Source organism: Planococcus notacanthi (genome assembly GCF_030407825.1).
Lineage (GTDB): Bacteria > Bacillota > Bacilli > Bacillales_A > Planococcaceae > Planococcus > Planococcus notacanthi.
Window position 1 is genome coordinate 158472 of record NZ_JASDCQ010000001.1, and the last position, 25646, is coordinate 184117.

Consider the following 25646-nt stretch of genomic DNA (forward strand, 5'->3'; position numbering starts at 1 on the left):
AAAATGGTGATTCAAGCCGAGTGAGAACTTACCTTCCACACTGCTTCGAGTCATCCGAATCAGCTTAGCGCCTTACAAAATAGGGTAGTGATGCAGTATCAGAAAGAATGAGATTTCACTATCAAGCATCAACATATTTTCTTTAACCTACACACAAAAAAGGAGCAGATCAACTTATGAAATTTTCAAGCTTGAATAGAAACGAACGTTATGAACAAATGAAACAAGCGCAATTGGACGTCCTGGTTATTGGCGGCGGAATCACGGGTGCGGGCATCGCGCTTGATGCGGCTGTACGCGGCATGGATGTGGCGGTTGTGGAGATGCAGGATTTTGCAGCGGGGACAAGCAGCCGTTCCACTAAATTGGTTCACGGCGGATTGCGTTACTTGAAGCAATTTGAAGTGAAGATGGTCGCTGAAGTCGGCAAAGAACGTGAAATCGTTTATGAAAATGGGCCACACGTGACAACTCCTGAATGGATGCTGTTGCCGTTCTATAAAGGCGGGACATTCGGGCCTTTGAGCACTAACGTCGGCCTGCGCGTCTACGACTTTTTGGCAGGCGTCAAAAAAGGGGAGCGCCGCAAAATGTTGAGCAAGGAAGAAACCTTGCGCCGCGAGCCTTTATTGAAGAAAAAAGACATTAAAGGCGGCGGCTATTACGTGGAATACAAAACCGACGATGCACGCCTGACAATGGAAGTCATGAAGAAAGCTGTTGAAAAAGGCGCGTTGGCAATGAACTACGCGAAAGTGAAAAACTTCATCTACGACAATGGCAAAACAGTCGGCATTCAAGTGGAAGACCAAATTGATGGCACCATCCACGAACTGTACGCGAAGAAAATCGTCAATGCAGCAGGGCCATGGGTAGATACATTGCGCGACAAAGACCATTCGAAATTCGGCAAGACGCTTCAGCTGACAAAAGGGATTCACTTGGTCTTTGACGGCCGCCGCTTCCCATTGAAACAGGCGATTTATTTTGACATGCCGGATGGCCGTATGGCGTTTGCGATTCCTCGCCAAGGCAAAGTTTATGTAGGGACAACAGATACGGTCTACAAACAGGACATTGCGCATCCAACGATGACTTTGGAAGACCGCAATTATGTTTTGAAAGCAATCGACTTCATGTTCCCTGAAGTGAATATTTCAGAAGCGGACATCGAATCGAGCTGGGCTGGGTTGCGTCCGTTGATCCATGAAGACGGCAAAGATCCTTCCGAGATTTCACGGAAGGATGAAATTTTCGTATCGGATTCAGGGTTGATTTCGATTGCAGGCGGCAAATTGACCGGCTACCGCAAAATGGGCGAAAGCATCGTCAACTTGGTAGCAGAGCAATTGCAGAAAGAAGAAGGCGCGAAGTATCCGAAGAGCTCGACTAAACGTTTGCCGATTTCAGGCGGTGAAGTAGGCGGCTCAAAAGGATTTGAAACCTTTATGGCAGATCGTGTCAATCAAGCTGCAGGCATGGGGCTGACTCCTGATGCGATGCGGATGCTGGTAAACCGGTATGGCGCAAATGTCGATAACGTTCTGCGCTTCTACACGGCTGGATTGGACGAGGCGGCACATGCTGGACTTGATCCGCTGGTGTACGCAATGCTGCGCTATTCGATGGAATATGAAGCTGCCTACAAGCCGATCGATTTCTTTATTCGCCGTACCGGTGCCTTGTACTTTAACATCCACTGGGTGCATGCGCATAAAGAAGCGGTCATCGCCTATATGGGCAAGACGCTCGCTTGGACCGACGAACAAGCGAGAGATTATACTGCTGAATTGGAAGGGTTGCTTTACGAAGCCGTCCATCCGGTGGAAGTATCTTCTCAAAGCTTAAACTAATGTCTATAAAATCCCATCTGCTCTCATTAGATTGAGAACAGATGGGATTTTTTTCATATAAGCTTGGAAAATAAATTTTTAGGGTTTATAATTAATAAAAATATCTTATTATACATAATATTCAGACTATAAAACGATGGGGTGGGGAATAGTTATGAAGAAAATCATCTGTATTTTTACAACTTTGCTGTTGGTGTTCACGGCATTTATGGGTAACGGCAATGAAGCTTTTGCAGAAGCAGATCCGCAGCGGGTGATTGTAAAGTTTAAAGAAGGGGCCCAAACAGGAATCGCAGCGGCCGATGTGGCGGCTAGTGATGAAAATGGAGAAGCGGAGACCGCAGCATTTGAAGTGCCGGAAGGTGAATCCATGGAGAACTACATGGAAGAACTGGAAGAACGGGACGACGTCGAATTTGTCGAACCGGATTACCAGATTGAACTTGCCTATAAACGGAAGGACCCCGAATTGGCTACCCGGCAATACCATCATACACAAATTCAGACAGCTGCTGCATGGAAGCAGACCAAAGGCTCAAAAAAAGTGGTCGTAGCGGTGATTGATGACGGCATGGATGTGACGCATCCGGAACTGAAAAAACAATTTGTCGCTCCTTACGATGCACTCAGCAAGAAAAAAGGCACCATCACTGCAGGCAAGCACGGAACACACGTAGCGGGTCTGATTGCCGCTTCAGCAGGCAATGGGATTTGGGGAGCGGGAGTAGCGCCGTCGACGAAGATTATGCCAATCGACGTCATTGATCAAAGTGGATACGGCTACACCTCTACTTTGATTCACGGCATCGAACATGCCATCAAAGCGAATGTCGACATCATCAATATGAGCTTGGGCTCGTATTATTACAGTGAAGCTTTGGATCAAGTAATCCAAAAAGCACATAAACGGGGCATCGTCATTGTGGCCGCCGCAGGAAATGAAGGAACGCGTAACGCCCATTATCCTTCTTCTTTAAATAATGTTATCTCAGTCGGTGCAGTGACCCGTACAGACGTCAGCGCTTTGTTTTCCAATAAAGGGCCGACTGTTGATTTAACAGCGCCAGGAGTGGATGTCTATTCCACATTGCCTTCCAATCAATTCGGTCCATTGAGCGGAACTTCCATGGCGACACCGATCGTTTCGGGTGTGGCAGCATTGATCAAAGCCAATCAACCATCCCTCAGCAATAAGGAAATCGAAAAGCGGTTGTTTTCTTCTTCGGATGATTTAGGGAAGGCAGGCAGAGATGATGTTTACGGGCATGGACGCGTCAATGCCAATAAAGCGTTAAAGAAATAAAATGCAGCTGCATGAGTCTTTCTTGAGGAAAGCCCCATGTAGCTTTTTTCTGTCAAACTTTAAAATGATGCTTTGGAAATGGGAAAGTCTGTTCCAAAAAGTGTATAATGATAGAATATTCAGAAATAAATTTGGCGGTGAAAATATGAAATTCGGAACACAAAAAAACTACTGGCAATTCATTGCGTTAAGCGGCGCAATTGCTGCGCTCGTTTATATTTCCCACGTGGTCATGGGCGGCGTATTATGGGTTGGCTATAGCCATGTAAAACAGACAATCAGCGAACTGACAGGAAACGGTGCACCCGATGCAGAAATGTTAAGGATCTTTACACTGGGCTATGGCATTCTGGCAGTTCTTTTCTCAATTGCGCTTTATGTGCTTTTCCGTAAATACAAAGTGGACGCAATCGCCCGATTTGGCGCCCTTCTGCTGCTGACTATGCATACGGCTTCGCTGGTGGGTTATGGTTTATTTCCGTTGGAGCAAGGAGGGGAAGTACTGACCTTCGGGAATTTTATGCATTTGGCCATTACAGCCATCGTTGTGATTGCGACGGTGGGTGCATTGTTTGCCATCGGCTACGGCCTCTGGCTCACTAAGAATTTCAAGGGGATCGGGGTATTTACACTGGTCTGTGCCGTCGTAATTGTTTTAGCGGGAATTGCGACTCCGATTGTGTTGAACTATGATCTGCCCTATGCCGGGCTGGTTGAACGTGTGACCGTGTTCACTCTTCAGCTATGGACTTTCGTGCTGTCGCTTTACCTCTACCGGCTGCCGAAAATCATCGATATGGAAGTGAAGAGGATGGGGCTTGTGGAAGTTTACAAAGAACCATGAAAATGCCGGATCAGGAAATATCCTGTCCGGCATTTTGAGGCTTATTGAACTTTTTCCGCTGCTGGAGCTGAACGGTCTTTAAAGATGAATTTCTTGCTGAAGATGTAATTCGCGACCAACACAATCACATTGGCCAGGATTTTTGATATGGTGCCATTGATGCTCAACAACCCGACTAAAACCATCATGGTGCCCAGATCCATAAAAAACGACAAGACACGGAACCCGAAAAACGAACCCATTTCAGCAAAGCGGTCGCGCCAAGTGTTAGTGACGCTTTTGAAGACAAAACGCTTGTTGACGACGTAAGCGAAAACGACGGCGAATACCCAGGCAATCGTGGTTGAAATGCGGTAATCGAGGTGGAACAGCTCTTCACAAATCCAATAGACGACGATATTGACGACAGTGGTCCAGCCACCCATGATGAGGTACATAAGGATGCTGCGCCAATCTTTGGTTAAAATTTTTTTCATTGAAATCTCCGTTCTTTCTACTGATGTGATGAAGGTTCAACAACCCACGGAAGTTTTTATTAGCTGAATCTTAGTTTGCGGATCTGCAGGAAAACGGCTCCGAGAAAACTGATGATGGAAATGAATAAACCAGCCGTGAATCCTTCCGGTTTATATCTTAACGCAATTGCGTGCTCACCGGAAGGGGCAAGTATTCCGGTATAGGCTGAATGGACAGGGAACGTATCGACCGGTTGCCCGTCGATATTTGCTTTCCAGCCTGGTGAATAGGGAATGGATAAAAATAAAACCGCATCCAGCTCTGCCGAATAACGGCCATTGACGTAATTATTGCCGTAATCGATGTCCTGCAAGCTGCTGTTCTGATAATCCCGTATGATTTCTTCATAAGTTCCATAATCTGCAGCAGTCACCTGGATATCCTTGATTAAAAATTCGCCAGGTTGGATGGTCAATGCAATGGCTTCCGTTTCCGAGTCCATTCCAAAACGGAACAGCACTTGATTTTTGGCTTCCATATACGTGTATTGGTCAACTTCGTAATGGTTGTTGCGCATATTCTTTTGGAGAACATAACTGGCGCCAAGATTGCTGGCAGCCTTGATTGTCAATCCTTCATTTTCTGTATAAGGAAGGACATCCGCATAAACAGTCAGTTCGGAAAGCGTGTGGTCTTGAACAGGAATGGTTAATTCAATGGGGGTATCAGACTCCACCCAGACGCCATCGGCCCGGGTCTCCACCTGCGTCTCATCGTCAAAAACAGCGTCTGCCAAAGAGCCGATAGTTTGAGAAGCGGTAGATTCGTCTGAGTCCAGACCCGAGGCATTGAAAACATCATCCGGCAGTACGGCATTTCTCAGCAGCCGTTCATCGAGCAGGGGATCCCTTGTGTCATCCACTGCAGAAATCGGCATAGCTGTTTCGTATAAAAAACCGATAGGCAAGGAGAACTGGTTTTCCTCGATGACGATATTTTCATTTTCGTAAATGGTTTCGTAGCCGTAAAGATTATAAGGCTCAGCAAAAGAAATCGTGTATTTATTAGTTAGCAGGGTATTCAGAAACGTGTTGGTTGGAAAGCCGTTGACCACATTCAATCTTCGCGTTCCTGCAGTTGCCAAATAGTCCATTTCGAACTTCTGCAAGTTCCATTTGGCTAGAGATTGATAGGTAAGGTATGACCGGTACCCGTAGCTCATGGAGGCGTTATAGCCGGATACGCCGGGATAATTGATGTTGATTCGATAAAGATCTTTATCTTCTTTAAGTTGTGCAAGCTCCTTTTTGATTTCATCGTTATCAAAATGAGTTTTGTAATCGTCTTTGCTCATGAGCGACAACACGCCCCAAACCCCTTTATGTGTTTCTTCAAGTTCCTCACCTTCGGATTTCATGATCAGATCGTTCACCAAACTGAAGGGCAGCAACAAACTATAGAGCAGGATCGCCAGCGCTGAAAATGAAAAAACGGGTGCTTTTAGCCGTCTATTCGAAACGAATTGCCCTGCTATAAATAGGATTGCGAAAGCTAAAGGCATGAATTTGATGACATTACCGTAATGGGTAAACGGATTTTTATCAAGCCAAAGGTAGATTAATAGTGAAAAAAAAATGAGCACGATGCTGTTTTTAGCTTGTTTAAAGTTCATTTCATTTAAAGCGACGGCTGAAAGCATGATGAAAAAAAGGTTGAAGACAAACAATGCCCTGAATTCGTCCGGTGTACTGAAACCGCCCAGCAGCGAATTGAGTTGCTGGACCATCAACATGAAAATGAGCAGAACCCCTGCAAATCCCAAAATCAGAAAACGTTTTTTGAAGCCGTTGATGAAAAAAAGAGGGAGTGCCAGAAGAACGACAAAATTGATGCCGCCTTGCCACAGTAGTTTTTGGATCACTTCATTGAAAGTCAATAAAGCATCTTCGATTGGCTGTCCTGCCCGGTAGAAGGCGTTGGACTGAAATAAGCTGTATACAGATGGCAACAGAATGACCATAGCGGTTCCGAGTGCCAGTAAATAGAGCGTAGCTAATCGAAAGTGGAAAAAAAGAAATGCCTTTACGGTCTTTTCGGAATGGCTGGCAACAAAATAACGGACCCCGCTGTAGAAAAAAAGGCCAAGCGTAATCATGAAGAGAAAATAGAAATTGCTGATGCTCGCCAAGAACAAAGCAACAAAGAGCACTGCCGGTTTGTTGGCGGATAAAAACCGCTCGAATCCCAAAAGAATGAACGGAAAGTAAACCGTCGCATTCAAGAAAAAATAATGGGTATAGAAGTGATCGAAGTTGAACAATGCAAAACTATTCGCAATCCCTCCTATCAAAGCGATGTTTTTATTGACGCCCAATTTCTTCAGTAAAAGATAGGTTCCTAAACTGATGAGGAAAATTTTGAAGATAGCCATAGGAATAAAGGATAAGGGGAACCAGGCTTTAGGAAGCAACAGGAGGGGCCAGATGAAAATATCGCCCAGCATGTAATAGCCGAAGTCATTCCAAAAGCTGCCGCCCGGACCGTAATTCCAGGACCAAAAAGGCATTTCTCCGCTTCTGGCAAGGTCGTGGAACAAGTTGAAGAAGTGGATATATTGATTGAAAGGGTCGCCGCCTAATGAAATATAGAGAAAGCCATTGACAGGAATCCGAAAAAAAATAAGGGTGCCCATGAACAGGACCAGGAGTGTTAAAATAATCACTTGATAGTCAATTTTTTTTGCCATTCGTAGAACACCTCGATTAAAAATATAGCGGGTACAAAGTGCCATCAGGCATTTCTTCCAATATACAGGAGTCTGATTAATTTATCGATAAAGTTTATTGAAAATTCAATATATTTATCTGGAAAGAGTGAATTTATGGTATTGGACAGGCTTAAGAAATAAACTTGAAATTATATAGGCCTCTCTTTACATATTCTGCTGCGATAATGGGTAAAGAAGTATATTGAACGGCAACTGTGTGGTTGCCAAGCTGAAACTGGAGGATGAGCAGATGAGAAAAATGAACCGGGGAATGATAACCTCATTAGGAGCAATCGGAGTGGCGCAGGCTTTAAAGATCGTCACGCATAAATCGGTGACAGGACAATGGGATTGGAAGCAGGCCTTTACAACAGGCGGCATGCCAAGTTCCCACTCAGCCGGTGTATCGGCACTGGCTTCGTACGTAGCTGCCAATAAAGGAGCGCGTCATACAGAAACGGCATTGGCCATCGTATTCGGCGTTATCGTCATGTACGATGCACAAGGCATCCGCCGCCATACCGGCGAGATTGCGCGTTTGGTCAATGACTTGGAAGACAGCTTCGTGAAATTTTCTGGAGAGTTCCCAAGCTTTGAGTTTGTGGAACGTGAAAAGGAATTGAAGGAATTGCTTGGCCATCAGCCAGTTGAAGTATTAGCAGGCGCTGCTTTTGGGACCGTCCTGGGACTGGTTTCCGCAGCGATTGAAAACCGTGAACGTGAAATCGAAGAACAAGAAGAACGTTCCAAAAAACGTCTGCCCCACAACGGACGCAGCCGCCGATTGACACGATCCCATTAAAAAATGCAGCCATTCCTTTGGGAAATGGCTGTTTTTTTGTTTATTCGAGCAGAAAAATCGACAAGCGCACCTCAACGGGCTGGGAGCGCACCTCGCGGCGGGACAAGCGCACCTCAAACGGCCAAGAGCGCACCTCACAACCCGACAAGCGCACCTCAAAGCCCCGAGAGCGCACCTCAAACGCCCAACACCTTTCCTCGTCAATAAACGCCCCAATTGTTAAGCACAGATTAAGAGTTTCTAAAGACTCCGGATAAAGGATTGCGATGCGTGGCATATGGTATAAGCTAAGTGTAGCGCCTAATCATTTTGAAGGAGGAAGATCATTTGAAGACTTCGTTTTTGAAAATGTCAGTTCCTGTATTCGCCCTTGGATTTGTTTTGACGACGCAAGTGGACACGCAAGCATACGTGGCAACAAACGCGCCAGCATCTGAAAAACAAAAACTGGCCTACGAACCGGGTGCAGGAGTTTTGGAAAGGTTAGGCCCCTACGAACAACAGCTAGCAGAATTGGAAGCAGACCTTCAGTCATTGATTGAAGAACTGGATGGCGAAGAAACCATCAGCTTCGAACAATATCAAGACTACCAGTCCACATTGGACGGGCTGATCCATCAATTAAACACGGTGTCTCATGAAATTGAGGAAATGTCTCCGGCTGTAAACGCTAACTTCAAAGAACTATTGCTGATTCAAGAGCAGATTCACGGAATTGATGTGCAGTAGCAGATGAATCAATAAACTAGAAAAAGCGCAATTGTCATGGCGACAATTGCGCTTTCTTTTCGATTCTAATTTCCTGAAAATAGTATTTTGCTAATTCAATTATACTGTTTGGAAAAACTTAAGTGTACTCTCTATTTAAGAATATTTTACATTTCGATGGTTTTAGTGAGTGTAAATCTGCTATCTATGATAATATTACCTTCTGAATAGATAGATTTATTACAAATACGAAGACTTTATTACATCTTGCAACCCTGAGTAGTTGTTTGACGTTATAAGGTTTATAATGGAAGAAATTAAGGGGATTTTTGCTAGTCCATCAGGAGGTACAATTCATGCAAAGAAGAAACAGAAAGCAAAAAAAACGCAGCTTCATTTATGCAACCGTATTGATATTGACATTACTTGGCGTCGGAATCGGTTCAGCACAGTTCTTGGGGGATGAGCCAGAACAAGCAGAGCCGCCGAAACAAGAGCAACCTGAAAAAGAGACACAACAAGCGGCACCTGAGATAAAAGAAGAACCTAAGGAAGAACCGAAAGAAGAAGCCAAAGAAGAACCGAAAATCGAACCCGGTACAGTGGAAAAGGTAGAAGAACCTGAAGAAACCGTGCCAGCAGAAGAACCGGTTGAAGGCAAAGTCACCAAGGTGGAAAATGTTGTTCCGCCTTCTGAGCAACCTGAAAAAGTAGAACCGAAGAAAAAAGAAAAGACAGCGATCATCAAAGAATCTCAGCAAAAAGTCTATACGGTTTTGACTGAAGGCGGACAAGGATCCGGATTCTTGTTTTCAAACACAGGTATGGTTGTCACGAATGCCCATGCTGTTGCAGGATTCACTGATGTAGTGGTCCGCAATATCAATGGACAGGATCACCCGGGTACGGTTGTCGGCATTTCTGGTGAATCCGATATCGCATTGATCCACGTGGAAGCATTCGAAGGCATTGCGCCATTGGAAGTGGAAATGGGAGCAACTGATGTGGGCACTGAAGTCATAGCACTTGGAAGCCCGGCAGGTTTAGAAAATACGGCTTCCATCGGTTATTTGACTGGAGTGGACCGTGATTTCTATCAGGAATTCACTTACGAAGATATCTATCAAATCGATGCTAAAATTGCGCCTGGCAGCAGCGGCGGCCCATTGGTCGATGCGACAACAGGAAAAGTGATCGGCATCAACTCGTTGGTGATTGAAGAAGGCGACTCGATCGGTTTCTCTATTCCGATGTATTCAATGTACGACCAATTATCGCAATGGGTAGCGTCGCCAATGGCTGTAGAAGATGTTGCAGCAATGTTTAAGGCGTATGACGACTTCAGCGGCTACGAAGACGAAGATTATGAATACGATGTTGACTTGGAAATGAAATTCGATGAAACCAACTTAAGCGAGTTCATCGGCGATTTCCGTTATTATTACGAAACGGCATTGAAAGAAGAAGATTTCTTCTACGTGCAGAACCTTCTTGTCTACCAAAGTGATATCTACAACGGCATTGCCGAATACATCACCGATATCTCTGGACAAGGAAGAGAGTTCAACTTTACGAAGCTGGACATCTCAGGCATTGAAATCTTTGAGGATCATGCCCTCGTGCATACAGAAGAAGCATTCGACTTTAAAGATACAGCTGGTGTCTGGTCTGTACAGGAACGCAGCAAAACCTACACCATCGTAATGGATGAGTATGGATTCTATTATGTATCGGATATTGTTAACAAAGAGTAAGGGGAATAGTAAAGCTAAAGTTGTTCGTTTGAATCCTGGGATTCGAATGAGCAACTTTTTTTTATTTGAAATAAAGCAAAAAGTCTCATGTTTAGGTGGCGAATAGAAGTTTTTGAAGTATAATAGTAAAGGAATCAATTAACTAAAAATTCTAATTTATAAAAAACTTTTAAAAGAGGGATGTATATGACGATACTTGTCACAGGGGGAGCAGGATTTATCGGCAGCCATGCCACGGTAGAACTGCTTGAGAATGGCTATAAAGTGGTAGTGGTGGATAATCTGTCAAACAGCCAGAAAGCATCCATTGACCGCATAAAAGAAATGACGGGTAAAGATTTTGCATTCCATCAAGTGGATTTATTGGATTCACAGGCCTTGGATGATATTTTTTCTAAGTATGACTTTTCAGCTGTTATGCATTTTGCCGGATATAAAGCTGTCGGACAATCGGTTGAAATGCCTCTCAGCTATTACCACAATAATATTAGCGGTACATTAACGTTATGCGAAATGATGCTGAAGCATAACGTCCAGAAGTTGGTCTTCAGTTCGTCCGCCACTGTTTACGGTCTTCCGGAGCGTGTTCCGATTGAAGAGTCGTTTTCGTTATCTGCAACCAACCCTTATGGACGAACGAAGCTGATGATTGAAGAAATACTGCGCGATCTTGCTCTATCCAATCCTTCAATCCGTATTGCGATTCTTCGCTACTTCAATCCAATCGGAGCTCATCCAAGCGGAAAGTTGGGAGAAGATCCACGAGGGATTCCCAATAACCTGATTCCTTACATTACGCAGGTGGCAATCGGCAAGCAGCCGGAACTGAAGATATTCGGCGGAGATTATGAGACAAACGACGGGACCGGTGTCCGTGATTATATCCATGTCATGGATTTGGTGAAGGGGCACATTAAGGCGCTGGAGTATCTGGAAAAGCACGAAGGAGTAGAAACGTTCAACCTTGGTACTGGAACAGGCTACAGCGTATTGGAGATCGTCAATAGTTTTAATGATGTGACAGGAAAACAGATTCCTTACCAAATAACCGATAGAAGACCCGGAGACATTGGGGTCTGTTACGCCAATCCGGAAAAAGCCAAAAAGCTGTTGGGGTGGCAGGCAGAAAAAAGTTTGAAGGAGATGTGCAGGGATTCCTGGAACTGGCAGGTCCAAAATCCTGACGGCTTCACGCAATAGGCGATTATTTATACGCAAGCTGCAGAGGAGAAGAATTATGTTCGATATTTATAAAGAAATGTGGAGAAAAAGAGGAATGATCCAGTCTCTTTCCATTCAGGAAATCAAAAGAGAATACGCAGGCACACTATTGGGCTTCGTCTGGGGGCTTGTCAATCCGCTGATGCGCATTGCAGTTTTCTGGTTTGTTTTCAGTATTGGAGCGAGAGCCGGTGGTCCAGTGAATGGCGCTCCTTTTTTTGCTTGGCTGGCGATTGGAATGGTGGCTTGGTTTCTCCTGAACGATGGATTTCGGCTGACGCAGAAATCGTTTCGCAGCAAGAGATCGATCATCAAAAATACGCCTTTTCCCATCGCTATTCTTCCGGCCGTGCAGATTCTATTTTCGTATTACATCCATTTGATCCTATTGGCAGTGATATTCGTGTTGATGGCTTTATCGCTTCAGACAGTTTCGCTCTATAACTTCCAGTTGATTTATTACGACTTTGCGGCTGTCATGCTGCTTTTGGGAATCGGTTCGGTGACTGCTCCATTGGTAGCTGTAAGCAAGGATTTCGGGCGTTTTCTCGACACCATCCTGGTTTTCCTTTTTTGGATGACGCCTATTTTTTGGTCAGCGGACAATTTGGGCATGTATGAGTGGATCATCAAAATCAACCCGTTCCACTACGTCGTCCAAGGCTACAGGGATTCCTTTTTCTATGACATCGGATTTTGGGAGCAGCCGTTGTATACTTTATACTTTTGGATCCTGGTTCTCGTCTTTTTCCTGCTAGGAAATTACCTGCATAAACGGATGAAGCCTATTTTCCTGGATACCTTGTAATTTTTATTCCTGAAAGGCGGATCGTGATGGATGTAGCAGTCAGCGTCAAAGAACTCACAAAAAAATACAGTCTCTACAAGGATCCTTGGGGGCCTATCAAAGAAGTGGTGACACGCAAAAAGCTGCACAAGGATTTTTATGCGCTTCTTGGCGTATCGCTCGATTTCCCGAAAGGGGAGTCTATTGGGATACTCGGCAAGAACGGTTCCGGCAAATCGACTTTGTTGAAAATCATCACAGGCATAACCGAGCCGACTTCAGGCCAAGTGAATGTACATGGCTCCATCGTATTTTTGGATGTCAGTTCAGGAATCGATTCGGAATTGAGCGGCTACGATAACATTTTTATGAAAGGCACATTGCTGGGATACACAAGGCAGGAAATGCTGGCGAAAATCGATGACATCATCGAGTTCTCAGAGCTTGGTGAATTTATCGGCCAGCCTGTCAAAAATTATTCTTCAGGAATGAAGGCCAAACTAGGCTTTGCCATTTCAGTAAATGTTGATCCGGATATTCTGATTGTCGATGAAGCATTGGCCGTGGGAGATTCAGCATTTCAAAGAAAATGCATGAATAAAATGAATGATTTCAAGCTTCAGGGGAAAACCATCATCTTTGTCAGCCATGATAATCGCGCGGTCGAATCATTTTGTTCAAAAGCAGCGTGGATTCACCAAGGAGAACTTATTACATACGGCGACTCCAAGTTTGTCGGTTCCATGTACGCAGAGTTCATGGGCGGCCTGAAGGCCATTGAAGCCATTCAAGCGGAAATACAGTATGAACATGCGATTGAACAATGTACCTACGGAACAACAACAGATGGCTTCAGCATCCAATTGAAAGGCTACGTACGGAATCGGCAAGGACTTGATGCCCAAGAGCATTTCCAGTTAGTTGTTCGGGATGACCGCACAGGAGAAACGGCTGCAAAAAAACTGCAGCCTGCAGGCAAAGAATTCATGGTCAGCTTTACGGATCAAGAATTTCCATTGTTTTTTAAGCCGGGCAAATACAGTTTTTGGCTCCGTGAAGAACGGCCGGATGAAAAAGTGGTGGAGTTCTCCATTTGGGGAGGAAAGGCTGTTCTTAATGAACAGCCGACAAACGGTACTGGCCGATTCTCCTATGAGTTCGCTGTTCAACAAAATAGCCTGGAATTGGCCATCGAAAACCTTATGAAAGTTGAGCAACAGGTCAACCGAATGTGGGTGGAAGGCGAAGTGCTCCATATTGAAGGTGTGGCTTTCGTAAGGGGCTATGAAACCAGGTCCGCAGATGCTGTCTCGATGGATTTTTATTTGACGGAACTGTCCAGCTTTGAGCGGTCTGCATTTTCCGTCAGCATCAGTGAAACGGAAGAAATTACAGAAAATCCATCTTACAATCCACAAGGGAAAGTCTATAATTATTCCCAATTCGAAATCGCCATCGACCTTGCAGACTTGAAGGCGGGCAAATATGAAAGCCATTTAAGCTATAAAATGGCGAATCATCCGCATCATGATCTGTTGAATCTGGTCTGGGCATCCAAAAGGCAGGAATATCCGGTTGGACCAACTGCAGTTGAGTCCTATACAGTAGAAGTCCAAACCGCGAGCAAATACTTGCGGCTTGAAAAGAAACCGGCAAACGGTGTCTCTGCCGAACGTTAATCTATTCACAAGGAGTAATCATATGGAACGTAGAAATATCGTTTTTTTAATCAATGAATTCAATGATCACGGCGGCGCTCAACGCGTGGCTTCTATTTTGACGAAGGAATTTATAGCGGATGGGCATCATGTTTCCATCCTGAGTGTCAACCAACAGAAAAATGCGCCAAGCTATTTTTCAGAAGAAGTTCCTGTCACCATAATCCATAAAGACAACTACCGTCCGCCGGCGGCAATCGAGCTTTCCTCGAACTTGAAACAGCGGCGGTTCGTTAAATTATCAAAAGAATTGAAGCGGCGTTACCGGCTTCAAAAGCAAAGGAATGAAGTGAAGACGTTTTTTGAGGCTTTTGGTGAAGAAGAGGTATTCGTCATCGCCATTCAAGTATATGGTATGCAGTGGCTGCAGCCGGTGCTCTACAAACAAAACATCAAAGTAATTGGCCAAAGCCATGAAAGTGTGGCGGCAGCAAAAAGCTCACAACGCTACAAACGGATTTTGACGTATTACCGCCAAGTATCTAAATTCCTATTATTGACACAAAAAGATGCCGATCATTTTGAAGAAGCAGGTTTCACGAATACTGGAGTGATGTACAACCCCTCTCCGTTCCGCCAGTTCACCTCCCCTGAAATTTTGTATCAGCATAAAAAGATCGTTTCTTCAGGAAGGCTTGTCGCTGGCAAAGGATTTGATGTATTGATCGAATCGTTTGCCGGCGTAGCGGATGTAATTCCTGATTGGACATTGCATATATACGGGGAAGGACCTGCCGAAGAATCCTTGAAAAACCTCATCCGTATATTTGAGCTGGAAGATCGGGTCTTTTTGGAAGGCCAGACCGAAGACATCGAAACTTCTTTAAGAGAAGCTAGTTTCTTCGTATTGTCATCAAAAGCGGAAGGGCTGCCCATGTCGTTGATTGAAGCACAGTCCTGTGCATTGCCATGCATCTCTACAGATTGCGCGCCTGGCATCCGTGAAATTTTAAACGAGTATGAAGACAGCTTGATTGCGCCAGTGGGAGATGTCCATGTACTGGGTCGTCATATCAAGCGCCTTGCCGAGAATCCGGAACTGTTTTATGCCTACAGCCGGAGTGCTTATGAAAACAGCCGGAAGTTTGACAAGCAAGTCATCAAGCAGCAATGGTATGAACTTTTTGACGAGTTGGGAGGCCGGGGAAATGGTCAATGATCACCAAATGACAACACGGCCGAAGCTTTCTGTCGTCGTGATTGCTTTCAATAATGAACTGTATATCGAAGAAGCCTTGCAGTCCTTGCAGGAACAGAGCTATAAGGACTTTGAAGTGGTGGTGGTCAACGATTTTTCAAGCGACCGGACAGGGGAACTGATCGATCGTTTCGTAGAAGGCAAACCCAACTTTAAAGCCATCCACCTGCCCGAAAACAGCGGAGGCTGCAGCACACCAAGAAATACAGGCATTGCCAACTCAACAGGTGAGTACTTGATGTTTTTGGACGGGGACGACTGGTACACCGTAACAGCCTGTGAAAAAATGGTCGAAGCAATCGAACGGACCGATTCAGATTTCGTGGCTGGACAAGTAATCCGCACGAATAATTATGAAATCTGGTACCACAAGCAATTGTATTCAACGGAACGCATCAATTTGAATATCCGTGAATTCATGGGGATGTTGTTCGACAGCCTGTCTGTCAATAAAATCTATAAGCGTTCGTTTCTGGATGCCCATCACTTGAGGTTTCCGGAAGGCATCCACTATGAGGACATTGTCTTTACCGGCAAAGCCTATTTTCTTGCAGAGTCTTTCAGCATCATTCCCGAACCGGTCTATTATTGGCGAGTGGTGGAAAACAGCGACGTCAAATCCATCACCAACCGGCGCTTTGAATTTGAAAACTTCGAGAACCGTATAGTTGCGCATCGGTACTTCGATCAATTTCTAAGAGAAAGCGGTGCGATGCTTTACCAGAAAGAGAAAAACAATAAGTTTCTCCGCCACGATCTGAAGCTCTATACGAACGACTACCTTCTTTTCGATGAGGAGTATAAAGACAAATTCCATGCGCTGATTTATGATTACCTGCATGAAACGATGGATGAATATGCTTTTCTGAATTTAGCGGAAAAAGACCGGATTCTCTATTACCTATTGTATATCGGAGACCGTGCGGGATTTGATGATTACATTGCTTATATCAATGGCGTCGCAACAGCTGCCAACCGGATTTATGCAATCGGCAGCCAGTATTATTTTAAGGCGTCGAAAGGTGTGCGGAATCACGAAAAATTCCTGAAGTTGCAGCAACCGGAAATTGCCTATCGCATTTCTGATATTCAATTCGATGAAGAACGATTTTCATTTCACGCGATGGTAAATGTCAATTCGATCGACAGTGATGAAATCACATCCTTCTGGGTGCTTCGGAACCGGCAGACAGGCGCCACTTTAGTATCGGAAAAATCCGATGAGGGCACCATCACTTTCCATGTGAAAAATATGGCAGAAGGCAATTACTACCTTTCTTTAGTTGTTAACCACATGGGCAACCTTCATAGGGTGTTGGTGAAAAAATCGGAAATTGCTGATTTGCCGAACATTGAAGTCAGGAAAGGGGACCTGTCAAAAAGCATCTATATTAACCAAAAGAACTCCTTTTCAATCCGGGTTCAGCCGGTGAAAGGAGTGGACCAGGTCAAATGGAAGCTTAAGCAGAGAAGAACAGCCCAATCCGCCAAGAAGTCCGGGAATGCCGAATCGGCTTTCCAGAAATGGGCCAAACGCTGGATTCCACGATTGCCGGTCCGTTCAAATTGGGTTTTGTTTGAAAGCCATATGGGCAAGCAATACAGCGACAGCCCTAAGTATCTGTATGAGGAGTTGCTGGAATCGGGAAGAAAGTATAAATATATCTGGTCGTTTCAGGATCCGGAAACAGTGGAAGTGCCAGGGCCAGCAGTAAAAGTGAAGAGAAACAGCCTGAAGCACCTTTATTACCTGAACCGCGCAAAATTCTGGGTGGACAATCAAGGGCTGGCGCATCTGGCAGATAAGAAAGAAGAGCAGGTCTATATCCAGACCTGGCACGGCACGCCGCTGAAACGGATGGGCTATGACCAAAAGAAATTGCCGTCCAATGAAGAATTGGCCCGATTGAAAAAACAGACCGATGCATGGGATTATCTGGTGTCACCTAACCGGTATACCAGTAAAGTGCTGAAAAGAGGCTTCAGGTATGGTGGAGAAATTTTGGAGACGGGCTATCCAAGGAACGATTTGCTGATTCGCCGGCCACCAGAAATAAAAGAAAAAGCGCGCATGCAACTGGGCATTCCTTCTGGCAAACAGATTATTCTTTTTGCCCCGACATTCAGGGATTGGGATCCGAATTCGTTCCAACGGGTGTTGGATGATGTCCAATACTTAAGCAAAGAAGTCGACGACAACACAGTGTTTGTCCTAAGGCTCCACTATCTGCTGTCGGATAAGATTTCCCAATTCGAATTGCCGCCGAACATTGTCGATGCATCCAATTACCAGGACATTCAAGAGTTGTACCTGCTTTCGGATATGCTGATTACCGATTACTCATCGGTCATGTTCGACTATGCGCTGCTCAAACGGCCAATTTTGTTGTACTGCTACGATCTGGATGAATACGTTACTCGGCGCGGCATGTATTTTGAGTTTGCCGAAAAAGCGCCTGGCCCGGTCTGTGAAACCATAGAAGAGCTGATTGAATATATCAATCAACCTGAGAAGCTTGCGGGGTATGAAGACAGTTTGGAGCGGTTTGTCGAAGAGTTTGGAAGCTTGGAAGACGGCAAAGCTTCCGCTAAAGTGATCGAAACAGTTTTCGGCCGAAAATAAAGGGGGAAAGTGTATGGCAATTCTTGTTTCTGTCGTTATTCCTGTCTATAACGCAATTCCGTATTTGGAAGCTTGTCTCGAATCAGTTGCCATGCAAACTTATAGGAATTTAGAGGTCGTGGCCATCAACGACGGTTCAACCGATGCGAGTGAAGAAATGCTTCAGCGCTATGCCCGAACCGATCAGCGCTTCAAGGTGTATTCACAAGAAAATCATGGATTGGGGCATACCCGCAACCGGGGTATTTCCTTATCTCAAGGCAGCTACGTATTCTTCTTGGATTCGGATGATATCCTTCCACCGAAAGCAATCAGCTCATTGGTGGAAGCGGCAGAAAAAAGCGATGCGGATTATGTGGTGGGCAAGGTGATCCGTTTCGACAAAGAGCGTCAGTATGCACCTCCCCGCCATGTGGAATTTGGCTTGTATAAGGAAAAGGCAGTGACGACACTGCGGGAAAGTCCAGAGCTTATGCAGGACAGCATTGCCTGCAATAAACTATGGAAAAAAGAATTGTTTACGGAGCATCAGTTGGCTTTCACTGAAGGGAAATACTATGAAGATTTATCGTTGACATTGAAATCGGCCGTACTGGCAAAAAAAATTCAGGTTCTGGATGAAGTGGTCTATCAATGGCGCGTCCGGGAAGAAGAATTTATGCCCTCGATCACTCAGCAGCAGATGAAGCTGGAGAATACAGCACACCGGCTGGAGGCCCTCGAAGAAAATCGGAAGTGGCTGATCCAGACAAACAGGCCGCAGCAAATCATCGATGAGCACGATCTGAAAAGCTTGCTGGATGTCATCCGGCTCCATGTTTTGAAGTATGCATTGATTTCAGAAGAGGAAAAGGTACGGTGGAAGGAGTTGGTGTACTCCTACTTGAAAGGCATCCCAGCCGGTATTTCCTACAAACTTCCGGATAAGGAAAAGCTGTTGTATCAATTGATGATGGCAGAAAAAGAAGAGGATTTGATGGGACTGTCACAACTGCTGACGGATACAGAGAAGTCACCGGTTGTCAGGCAGGAACACAGCCGCTTTGTCTTTGAGGGAGCCGAAGAGGAATATGAAGTCACGAAATTCAATAAACCAAAGGTGATTGTGGAACACGTTGAAATGCGGAATGGTGATTGGCAGCTTTCCGGCAAGGTATGGATACCCAAGGCATCCCGTCCGCTTACAGGAAGCTTATATGCCAGAGACCGAAAAGGAGACAGCGATTTGACTGTAGCCAAATTCAAACTGGATCAGCCGAATGAAAGCAGCATGTATCCTTTTGAAGAACAAGCATTTACTGTAGATCTGGACGCCTCTCCACTGATTGAGGCTGGAAAAGACACCACCTATGATTTCTATTTCAAGTTAGACGATTTTCCTCGGTCCCCGAAGACCCGGGTCAGGCTCTATTCAGCAGCCGATCCAGGCGAAGCCCGAAAGGCAGGGCGGCAAAGAATATTCCTGTACCGGACCAATTACGGCAATTTAAGTTCCACCATATCAAAACCACAGCGCTTAAAGTCTTTGGTCAAAAAGATTCTGCCTTTGGGCAAAGGGTAAAAAGCACTTCCTGTTGAACTGTTCTCCGTTGTTGGTTAATGCCAACATTCGAAGAGACGTTCAGTTTAGGAAGTGCTTTTATTTGAGTGAACCGATTTTTTCTGGGGCTCTTATCGATCGTAATTTACATTGTAAGCTTCTCTAGTAACAGGTGGAGTTTTGCTGTTTACGGGAGTTGGTTCTAAATATTTTATTTTCCCGGTAAAATACCGGGTAAGACGGCTTTGGTAAAGCATAAAGGCAACGCCGATGCATGCCGAAATTGTAAGAAATGCCATCACGCCTACATAAGTGAAAAAGTTTTCGCCAAAGGTTAACGACAGTTTCACAAAATAGGGAAGAAAAATCATATGTGTTAAATAGATGAAGAACGAAAAATTGCTGATCATTACCAATGTTTGGTTATCAAAGTTGAATTTTCGGATCAACGCCACTAAAAGAAAGAAGACGCTGACTGAATACAAAAGCATATCGTATCGCTCACTCGAAATTCGTGTATAATCCATTTCGGTGTAATTGTACATGATTATTCCAAAACTGCTGATCGTCAGCAAGATAGGTACCCATAATTTTTGAGTTAAAAATGTGATAAGTTGTTCATAGTATTGGCCAATATAAAATGCGACAATAAAATAGAACAGCCACATAAAGATATGGGTTTTGTACCAAAGTGGATAATCAGTCAAGATGAAATTTTGATATGCATCAATGTGCACATAACAATATACGTGTGCAAAAGAGATGGCAAATGAAATGAGGATCGGTCCAATTGGATTGACGCGGGCCAAATATTTTCCGATCAGCCAATGAAGGATATAAAATTGGAAAATTACTATAACGAAGAACCCGTACCATTGGCCCAAAACAATTTTTTGGAATGCAACTTCCATGAATGAAAGCAAGTCTTTATCAGAGCTTCTGTAACTGACAATTAGCCCGACAAATATGTATGGCAACAAGATGTACTTTACCCGCTTCAAAAAGAATCCTTTTTTTAATCCATTCGGATAATTTTTGGATATCAAAGTTTCGGATAATAGAATGAATATGGGTGTTGAACAAAGCAACGCGAAACGTATCCAAAGAATATACTGGTCGTAGGCAGCTTGGTCGACTTCAATATTCCTTAAGTAGTTTGAAATGGAATGTGTTACAACAATTGCAAGACACATGATGGCTCTAATAATATTGATTTCATTTAAATTTTTCACTGTATTTCTCCAATAAAAAAACCTATGCTAAAAGTAATAAGTTAATTTCGTTTTTATAACAAGTATTTAATCTACTTGAATACATTATTATAGTATAGATAAGTTCTTTATGACTGTCTACCCCATCCTAATTGACAGAAATTAGAAGGGTGATAATATTAGGTATTGCAATAATTAAATTGGCCGGGAGATTAATCATTATGATATTAAAAAAGTTTTCAACTAAGTTAAAGAAAATGTTGGTAAAAAGAGTCGAAATTGAAAAGTACTATTTTGAAAATAAGAACCTGCTTTTTAAATTCAAATTATCGAATTTTTTCGCATTAAAGAAGCAGGTTAAGGCAGAATTTCTGATAAATGAGGATGTTCATCCATTAGCTTATGAGTTGCAGCCTAATAACTACTTGATCGTTACTATACCAGAGCACTTGCTTTCTTTGGTCACATCCAGTTCGCGTGTCCAATTGATGATCAATAATAAAAAGATCTGGATCACAGAGCACGAAATGTACAAAGCGGGCGACTTTCAAGAGTCTTTATTGATTGGCAATAGGTTTCTATCAACCAAAGTAAAAAGAAATGTCATTATCACTAACCGGTTTGCTGATTTTTATTTTATGGAAGAGGCGGTGAGTGCTGAAGTCGAATCTGTACACTATGATCTTCTGACTATGTCTATGAACTTGCCAAATCTCTTAGAAGATGATTCACGAGCGGTTGAACTCTATGCTTTTAACAACTCTCAATTCCGGATGTTGACAGGCATGAGAAGTGATGAAAAGAACATCGTCGTCTTCAGTGGGTTTTCAGAAATGGCTGCCGGTTTATGGCGTATGTTTGTGCAGATTGACAACAAGCTGTACCCGATAAACTTATTGAAATCGTTCGATAAGAAATTCAGTTCGTACCATCATGAACTTCAGATTCTCAATCGGAAATCTGCATTTTATTTAGAAATGATTCCGCATTCTGTCGAGATTGAGTCTCTTTCAATTGTGGAAAAGCAAAATTACGATTACCTGATCTCATTTTCTCTTCCTGGTGGACCCACTAACTTAAATTACTCTTTGCAAGTGGATGATCCGAAGAGTGGCTTGGTTAGATCTTATCCCCTGAATAGTCGAGAGGGGAGTCTTGAAACCCGTCTTCCGATGAAAGAGTTACTAGAGACTCTTTTTGCAAAACGATTCTTTCTTGTAGAACACAGTGAAGAACCGAAAGTTTATAGATTTATACTGGACAAAGAACTTCTGCAAAATACCACTACACATTTTAAAGTCATATCAAATTCACAGTTTGTAAAATTAAGGTTCTATCGCCGTAAAGATTTATCCTTGGGATTGGCAATGAAACAAGCTAAATTGAAGAAGGCGATTCGAGAGGTAGAAGATTTTCAATTAGAAGGAGTTATCGGCTCAATTGAAGAGTTTATCGGCTCTAAAGCTTATTTGATGATTGAAGACCGTTTGTCCCAAGACTCGCTTCAAGTTCCTATTACCGGCGAATTTACAGTTGATTTGAATGGTTTGGATTTAATAGGAATCAAGAGTAAAGACAAAACAGTTCTTGACCTCTTCGTCGTTATTGAAAACAGTGCAGGCGAAATCATTCGAAAAGAAAAAATCCGCTACAGCAAAGCAAATTATAAAAAAGACAATTATTACAGCCACAAAATTCAGTATGACGCGGAAAACAATGAACATCATTTTATGATTACAACTACTCCTTTTAATAATGTGAAGGTGGAGTCGTTTGCCATCAGACATCACATTAAAGTTCCCGAAGATGTTACAACGAAAGATGATAACGTCTGGTTGATGGGTGAGCGGACGAATACGGCACAGGATAATGGAATCGTCTTTTTTAAATGGCTGCAGAAAAACACAGCAATCGAAGCCTATTATGTGATCGAAGAAGACAGTTCAGACTATGAACCTATCAAACATATGCCGAACGTTTTGATTTTTGGATCGGAAAAGCATTTTGAAGTCGCATTTAAAGCTAAAGTTTTATTGGGTACCCATGACTTGGAAAATATACTTCCTTATAAGCCAGCCAAAGGTTTTTTTGGATACGAAGAAACGATTAAAATTTTCCTTCAACATGGGGTATTAGGCCGCAAGAATGTAGAGTACCATAAAAAGAATTACGATATGCCATTTGATTTGTTTATTGTCAGTTCAGATCCTGAAAAGAAAGTCATTGTAATGGATGAAATGGGTTACGACGATCATGAAGTCGCTGCCACAGGACTGGCCCGTTTTGATAACTTGGTTCAAGTGAATCCGCCAAAGGATATCTTATTAATGCCAACTTGGCGTGATTGGATCAATACAGACGAACAATTCTTGAAAAGTGAATATTTCCTTGCCTATTCCAATTTGATACAAAACGAAAAATTACTTCAATTGCTTGAAGAATGTAATGTCAATATCAACTTTTATCCGCATTATCGAGCTCAGGATTATTTCCAAAGTGAAATTGAAAATATGCATGAACGCATTAAATTTATACCGCTCGGATCGCAGACAGTGCAGCAGTTACTGATTGATCATGCACTTCTGATTACCGATTACAGTAGTGTGAGCTTTGATTTTACGCTGCTCAATAAACCGGTTGTTTATTACCATTTCGATGTAGAACGCTTTTTCCGTAAAGGTATTTTACGTCCTGTCGAAGAAACCTTTATCGGTGGAATCGGTACCTACGAGGAAGAGCTGGTGACAATTATTGAGGATAGAATCAAGAGCCATTTTGCTAATTTCGAATACGAAATAACTGGCATTATCAAACACCAGGATCAGCACAACAGCCAACGTATTTATGAGGAAGTTCAACAGCTGATAGAAAACAAAAAGGCCGCGAAAGTATAATGGATGGAGTGAACACCATTCAATCTATAGTGTCAAAACCATACAAAAAGAGCAGTGAAGTAAATCTCACTGCTCTTTTTAATATCATCTATTCACTGGAAACCAAATCAGCAACCAGGATATAGCGTTCCGGTGCATATCCCACATAATCGAATGGGTAACAGGTCGAAACCGTCAAAACAGCTTTAGGCTTCGGAACAATGACGGTCCGGTCGTCTTCGTCTACAATCCGGACTTGGCGTACTTTGTAAGTAAAAGTTCCGGAGAAGGTTTTGACAATCAGCAAATCCCCTTTGCCGACTTCACCAAGTTCACGGAAGACCGTGTCCCGATGTCCGGATAGGACGGAATTGTCATTTTCCCCAGGCATGACGCTTTCAGCAAAATGGCCAACGCCTTTTTCCAATTCGTCTTCATTTGTGCCGTGGATAATCGGCAAGGAAGCTTCCAATTTCGGAATGATCAGTTCACCCATAAGGTCGCCGATTTCAGGAGTTTCCGGATAAATGGAGTCCCTTACTGGTTCTTCAACAGGTTCTTCAGTTTCATCTTCTTTTTCAATCGGAGCTTCTGCCATTTCGAGTGGCTGCGGTTTGTTGCTGAAGTTTTTTGCTTCAACGTTCCCTGTTTTATAAAGCATATAGCCTTTGGCGAAAGTAGCGGCATTTGTGGTGCTGAACCACAAACCGAGAACAATCAGAATGATGGATAGAGAAAGAAGAAGCGGTTTCTTGCTTCTTCTTTTTTCAGTTCTGCCTTTCATCATTAAATCCCTTCAGTTCTAAAGCGGCGGAATAAAACAATCCCTGCGGAAATTAAAGCCAGGCCAATCAATGCATTGACTGCAAAATCAGTGGATGTAGCAGGCAGTTTGCCGCCTTTTACCGTTTGAGTAGTTGTGGGTGCAACAACAGCAGGTTTTTGAACCGCGGGCGGTGTTGAAATGATTGTTTCCACTATCCCCAGTTCTGTTCCTGTCTCCACAATTATTTCAGAACCGAACATTTCAGCTGTCAATAAAATATCGGCTAAAAATACATCTTTCAAATTATAGATTTCGATTAACAGGTCAGCGCCTTCAGTTGATTCAAGCGTCATAAGCGTTGATAAAGATACTGAAGTTTTCTGTCCATCTTTCACAAAAAAGTAAGCTGTTTTCAATTCGAAAAGCTCGATCATGTCATTATAAATGTCCATAAGCTCAGCGATTTGTTCTGCAGTTAATTCATCCGCAGTTTCAAATTCCCCGATTGCCATCATGCGATCACTCAGTTGGGTCAACTTTTCTTCGAAAGCTGGATTTTGATAATCCAATGTTTCCATGTGAGCGATTAATCTTTCCAATTCTTCTTCCGTCAATCCAAGCTCAGTGAAAAGCCCATCAAGTTCCAAATCGTATTCATCCAGTTCTTGATAATAAATAAGCGACTCCTCTAGATCTTCGATAAATTCATAGTTTTTAATGGAATCAGAGTATCCATCCAAGTACTCTTCCAATGCTTTTTCTGATGTGAATCCGTATTCTGTCATCAGTTCCTGAAGGTTTGTAGGAGTGATGGGTGTTCCCAATTCATCCTTCAAATAAAATTCAACATAGTACTCAAGATCTTCGATGAAAATCAAAAGAGTTCCGTCAAGCACATCTTCTCCGTATTCAATGTCGCCAAATTCATAAAGCACTTCGTTCAATTCGGTGCGCGTCATTTCGAGTCTAGGCAATAACGTCTGGATGCCTTCTTCAGTCAACGGTGTTCCCAGTTCATCTACTGTATCAAATTCATCCAATGACCACCCTTTGCCCTCAAGGTAATCAACATAGGCTTTCTTTTCCCAATTGATTTCAACTAAAAATTGATCAAACTTGGTATCATCCGCCTTGATTGCAAAGGCTGATAAAGGCATGCTGCTAAAAAGAAACCCTAAACCTACTAAAAAAACTACTAAACGCTTCATTTTCTTCCCCCTGT

18 protein-coding genes are annotated in these 25646 nt (G+C 43.4%); 13 read left to right on the forward strand and 5 right to left on the reverse strand.

Annotated features, from left to right (window positions below):
* The first annotated feature begins 176 nt into the window (after nt 1-176).
* From QMA01_RS00675 to QMA01_RS00685, 3 genes are all read left to right on the forward strand, one after another.
* Nucleotides 177-1853, forward strand: a complete 1677-nt coding sequence (locus QMA01_RS00675) for a glycerol-3-phosphate dehydrogenase/oxidase (protein WP_290214093.1) — start codon at nt 177-179, stop codon at nt 1851-1853.
* A 154-nt stretch (nt 1854-2007) separates the two neighbouring features.
* On the forward strand, nt 2008-3156 hold the full coding sequence (locus QMA01_RS00680) for a S8 family peptidase (protein ID WP_290214094.1): 1149 nt from the start codon (nt 2008-2010) through the stop codon (nt 3154-3156).
* Nucleotides 3157-3301: 145 nt separating this feature from the next.
* The gene (locus QMA01_RS00685) at nt 3302-4000 is read left to right on the forward strand and encodes a DUF998 domain-containing protein (RefSeq protein ID WP_191713737.1); all 699 of its coding nucleotides are present in this window, start codon (nt 3302-3304) and stop codon (nt 3998-4000) included.
* A gap of 41 nt (nt 4001-4041) precedes the next feature.
* On the opposite strand, the gene QMA01_RS00690 is transcribed toward QMA01_RS00685, so the two are convergent.
* Nucleotides 4042-4476, reverse strand: coding sequence for a GtrA family protein (locus QMA01_RS00690; protein WP_191713738.1), 435 nt, complete (start codon nt 4474-4476; stop codon nt 4042-4044).
* Between the two features lie 59 nt (nt 4477-4535).
* Nucleotides 4536-7202: a YfhO family protein gene (locus QMA01_RS00695; protein ID WP_290214095.1), complete on the reverse strand. Its 2667-nt coding sequence runs from the start codon at nt 7200-7202 to the stop codon at nt 4536-4538.
* A 271-nt stretch (nt 7203-7473) separates the two neighbouring features.
* On the opposite strand from QMA01_RS00695, the gene QMA01_RS00700 reads away from it, so the two are divergent.
* From QMA01_RS00700 to QMA01_RS00740, 9 genes are all read left to right on the forward strand, one after another.
* On the forward strand, nt 7474-8025 hold the full coding sequence (locus QMA01_RS00700; RefSeq protein ID WP_191713740.1) for a divergent PAP2 family protein: 552 nt from the start codon (nt 7474-7476) through the stop codon (nt 8023-8025).
* A gap of 327 nt (nt 8026-8352) precedes the next feature.
* Complete coding sequence (locus tag QMA01_RS00705; RefSeq protein WP_191713741.1) at nt 8353-8754, forward strand: hypothetical protein; 402 nt, start codon at nt 8353-8355, stop codon at nt 8752-8754.
* A gap of 335 nt (nt 8755-9089) precedes the next feature.
* Nucleotides 9090-10487: a S1C family serine protease gene (locus QMA01_RS00710; protein WP_290214096.1), complete on the forward strand. Its 1398-nt coding sequence runs from the start codon at nt 9090-9092 to the stop codon at nt 10485-10487.
* A gap of 186 nt (nt 10488-10673) precedes the next feature.
* Nucleotides 10674-11687, forward strand: coding sequence for a UDP-glucose 4-epimerase GalE (galE, locus tag QMA01_RS00715; RefSeq protein WP_290214097.1), 1014 nt, complete (start codon nt 10674-10676; stop codon nt 11685-11687).
* Between the two features lie 37 nt (nt 11688-11724).
* A complete protein-coding gene (locus QMA01_RS00720) occupies nt 11725-12516 on the forward strand; it encodes an ABC transporter permease (RefSeq protein WP_290214098.1) in 792 nt (263 codons plus the stop codon).
* Nucleotides 12517-12542: 26 nt separating this feature from the next.
* Nucleotides 12543-14174: an ABC transporter ATP-binding protein gene (locus QMA01_RS00725; protein ID WP_290214099.1), complete on the forward strand. Its 1632-nt coding sequence runs from the start codon at nt 12543-12545 to the stop codon at nt 14172-14174.
* A 22-nt stretch (nt 14175-14196) separates the two neighbouring features.
* A complete protein-coding gene (locus QMA01_RS00730; RefSeq protein ID WP_290214100.1) occupies nt 14197-15372 on the forward strand; it encodes a glycosyltransferase in 1176 nt (391 codons plus the stop codon).
* Entirely contained in the window at nt 15362-18034 is a 2673-nt protein-coding gene (locus QMA01_RS00735; protein ID WP_290214101.1) for a bifunctional glycosyltransferase/CDP-glycerol:glycerophosphate glycerophosphotransferase, read from the forward strand. The genes QMA01_RS00730 and QMA01_RS00735 overlap by 11 nt, the downstream gene beginning before the upstream one ends.
* A 13-nt stretch (nt 18035-18047) precedes the next feature.
* A complete protein-coding gene (locus QMA01_RS00740) occupies nt 18048-19595 on the forward strand; it encodes a glycosyltransferase family 2 protein (RefSeq protein WP_290214102.1) in 1548 nt (515 codons plus the stop codon).
* A gap of 110 nt (nt 19596-19705) precedes the next feature.
* On the opposite strand, the gene QMA01_RS00745 is transcribed toward QMA01_RS00740, so the two are convergent.
* Nucleotides 19706-20806 (reverse strand): acyltransferase family protein, encoded by a 1101-nt coding sequence (locus QMA01_RS00745; RefSeq protein WP_290214103.1) that lies wholly within the window; start codon nt 20804-20806, stop codon nt 19706-19708.
* A gap of 200 nt (nt 20807-21006) precedes the next feature.
* On the opposite strand from QMA01_RS00745, the gene QMA01_RS00750 reads away from it, so the two are divergent.
* Nucleotides 21007-23679: a CDP-glycerol glycerophosphotransferase family protein gene (locus tag QMA01_RS00750; RefSeq protein WP_290214104.1), complete on the forward strand. Its 2673-nt coding sequence runs from the start codon at nt 21007-21009 to the stop codon at nt 23677-23679.
* Nucleotides 23680-23767: 88 nt separating this feature from the next.
* On the opposite strand, the gene QMA01_RS00755 is transcribed toward QMA01_RS00750, so the two are convergent.
* A complete protein-coding gene (locus QMA01_RS00755; RefSeq protein WP_301611059.1) occupies nt 23768-24445 on the reverse strand; it encodes a class D sortase in 678 nt (225 codons plus the stop codon).
* Nucleotides 24445-25632 (reverse strand): processed acidic surface protein, encoded by a 1188-nt coding sequence (locus QMA01_RS00760; protein ID WP_290214105.1) that lies wholly within the window; start codon nt 25630-25632, stop codon nt 24445-24447. The genes QMA01_RS00755 and QMA01_RS00760 overlap by 1 nt, the downstream gene beginning before the upstream one ends.
* Nucleotides 25633-25646: the final 14 nt, after the last annotated feature.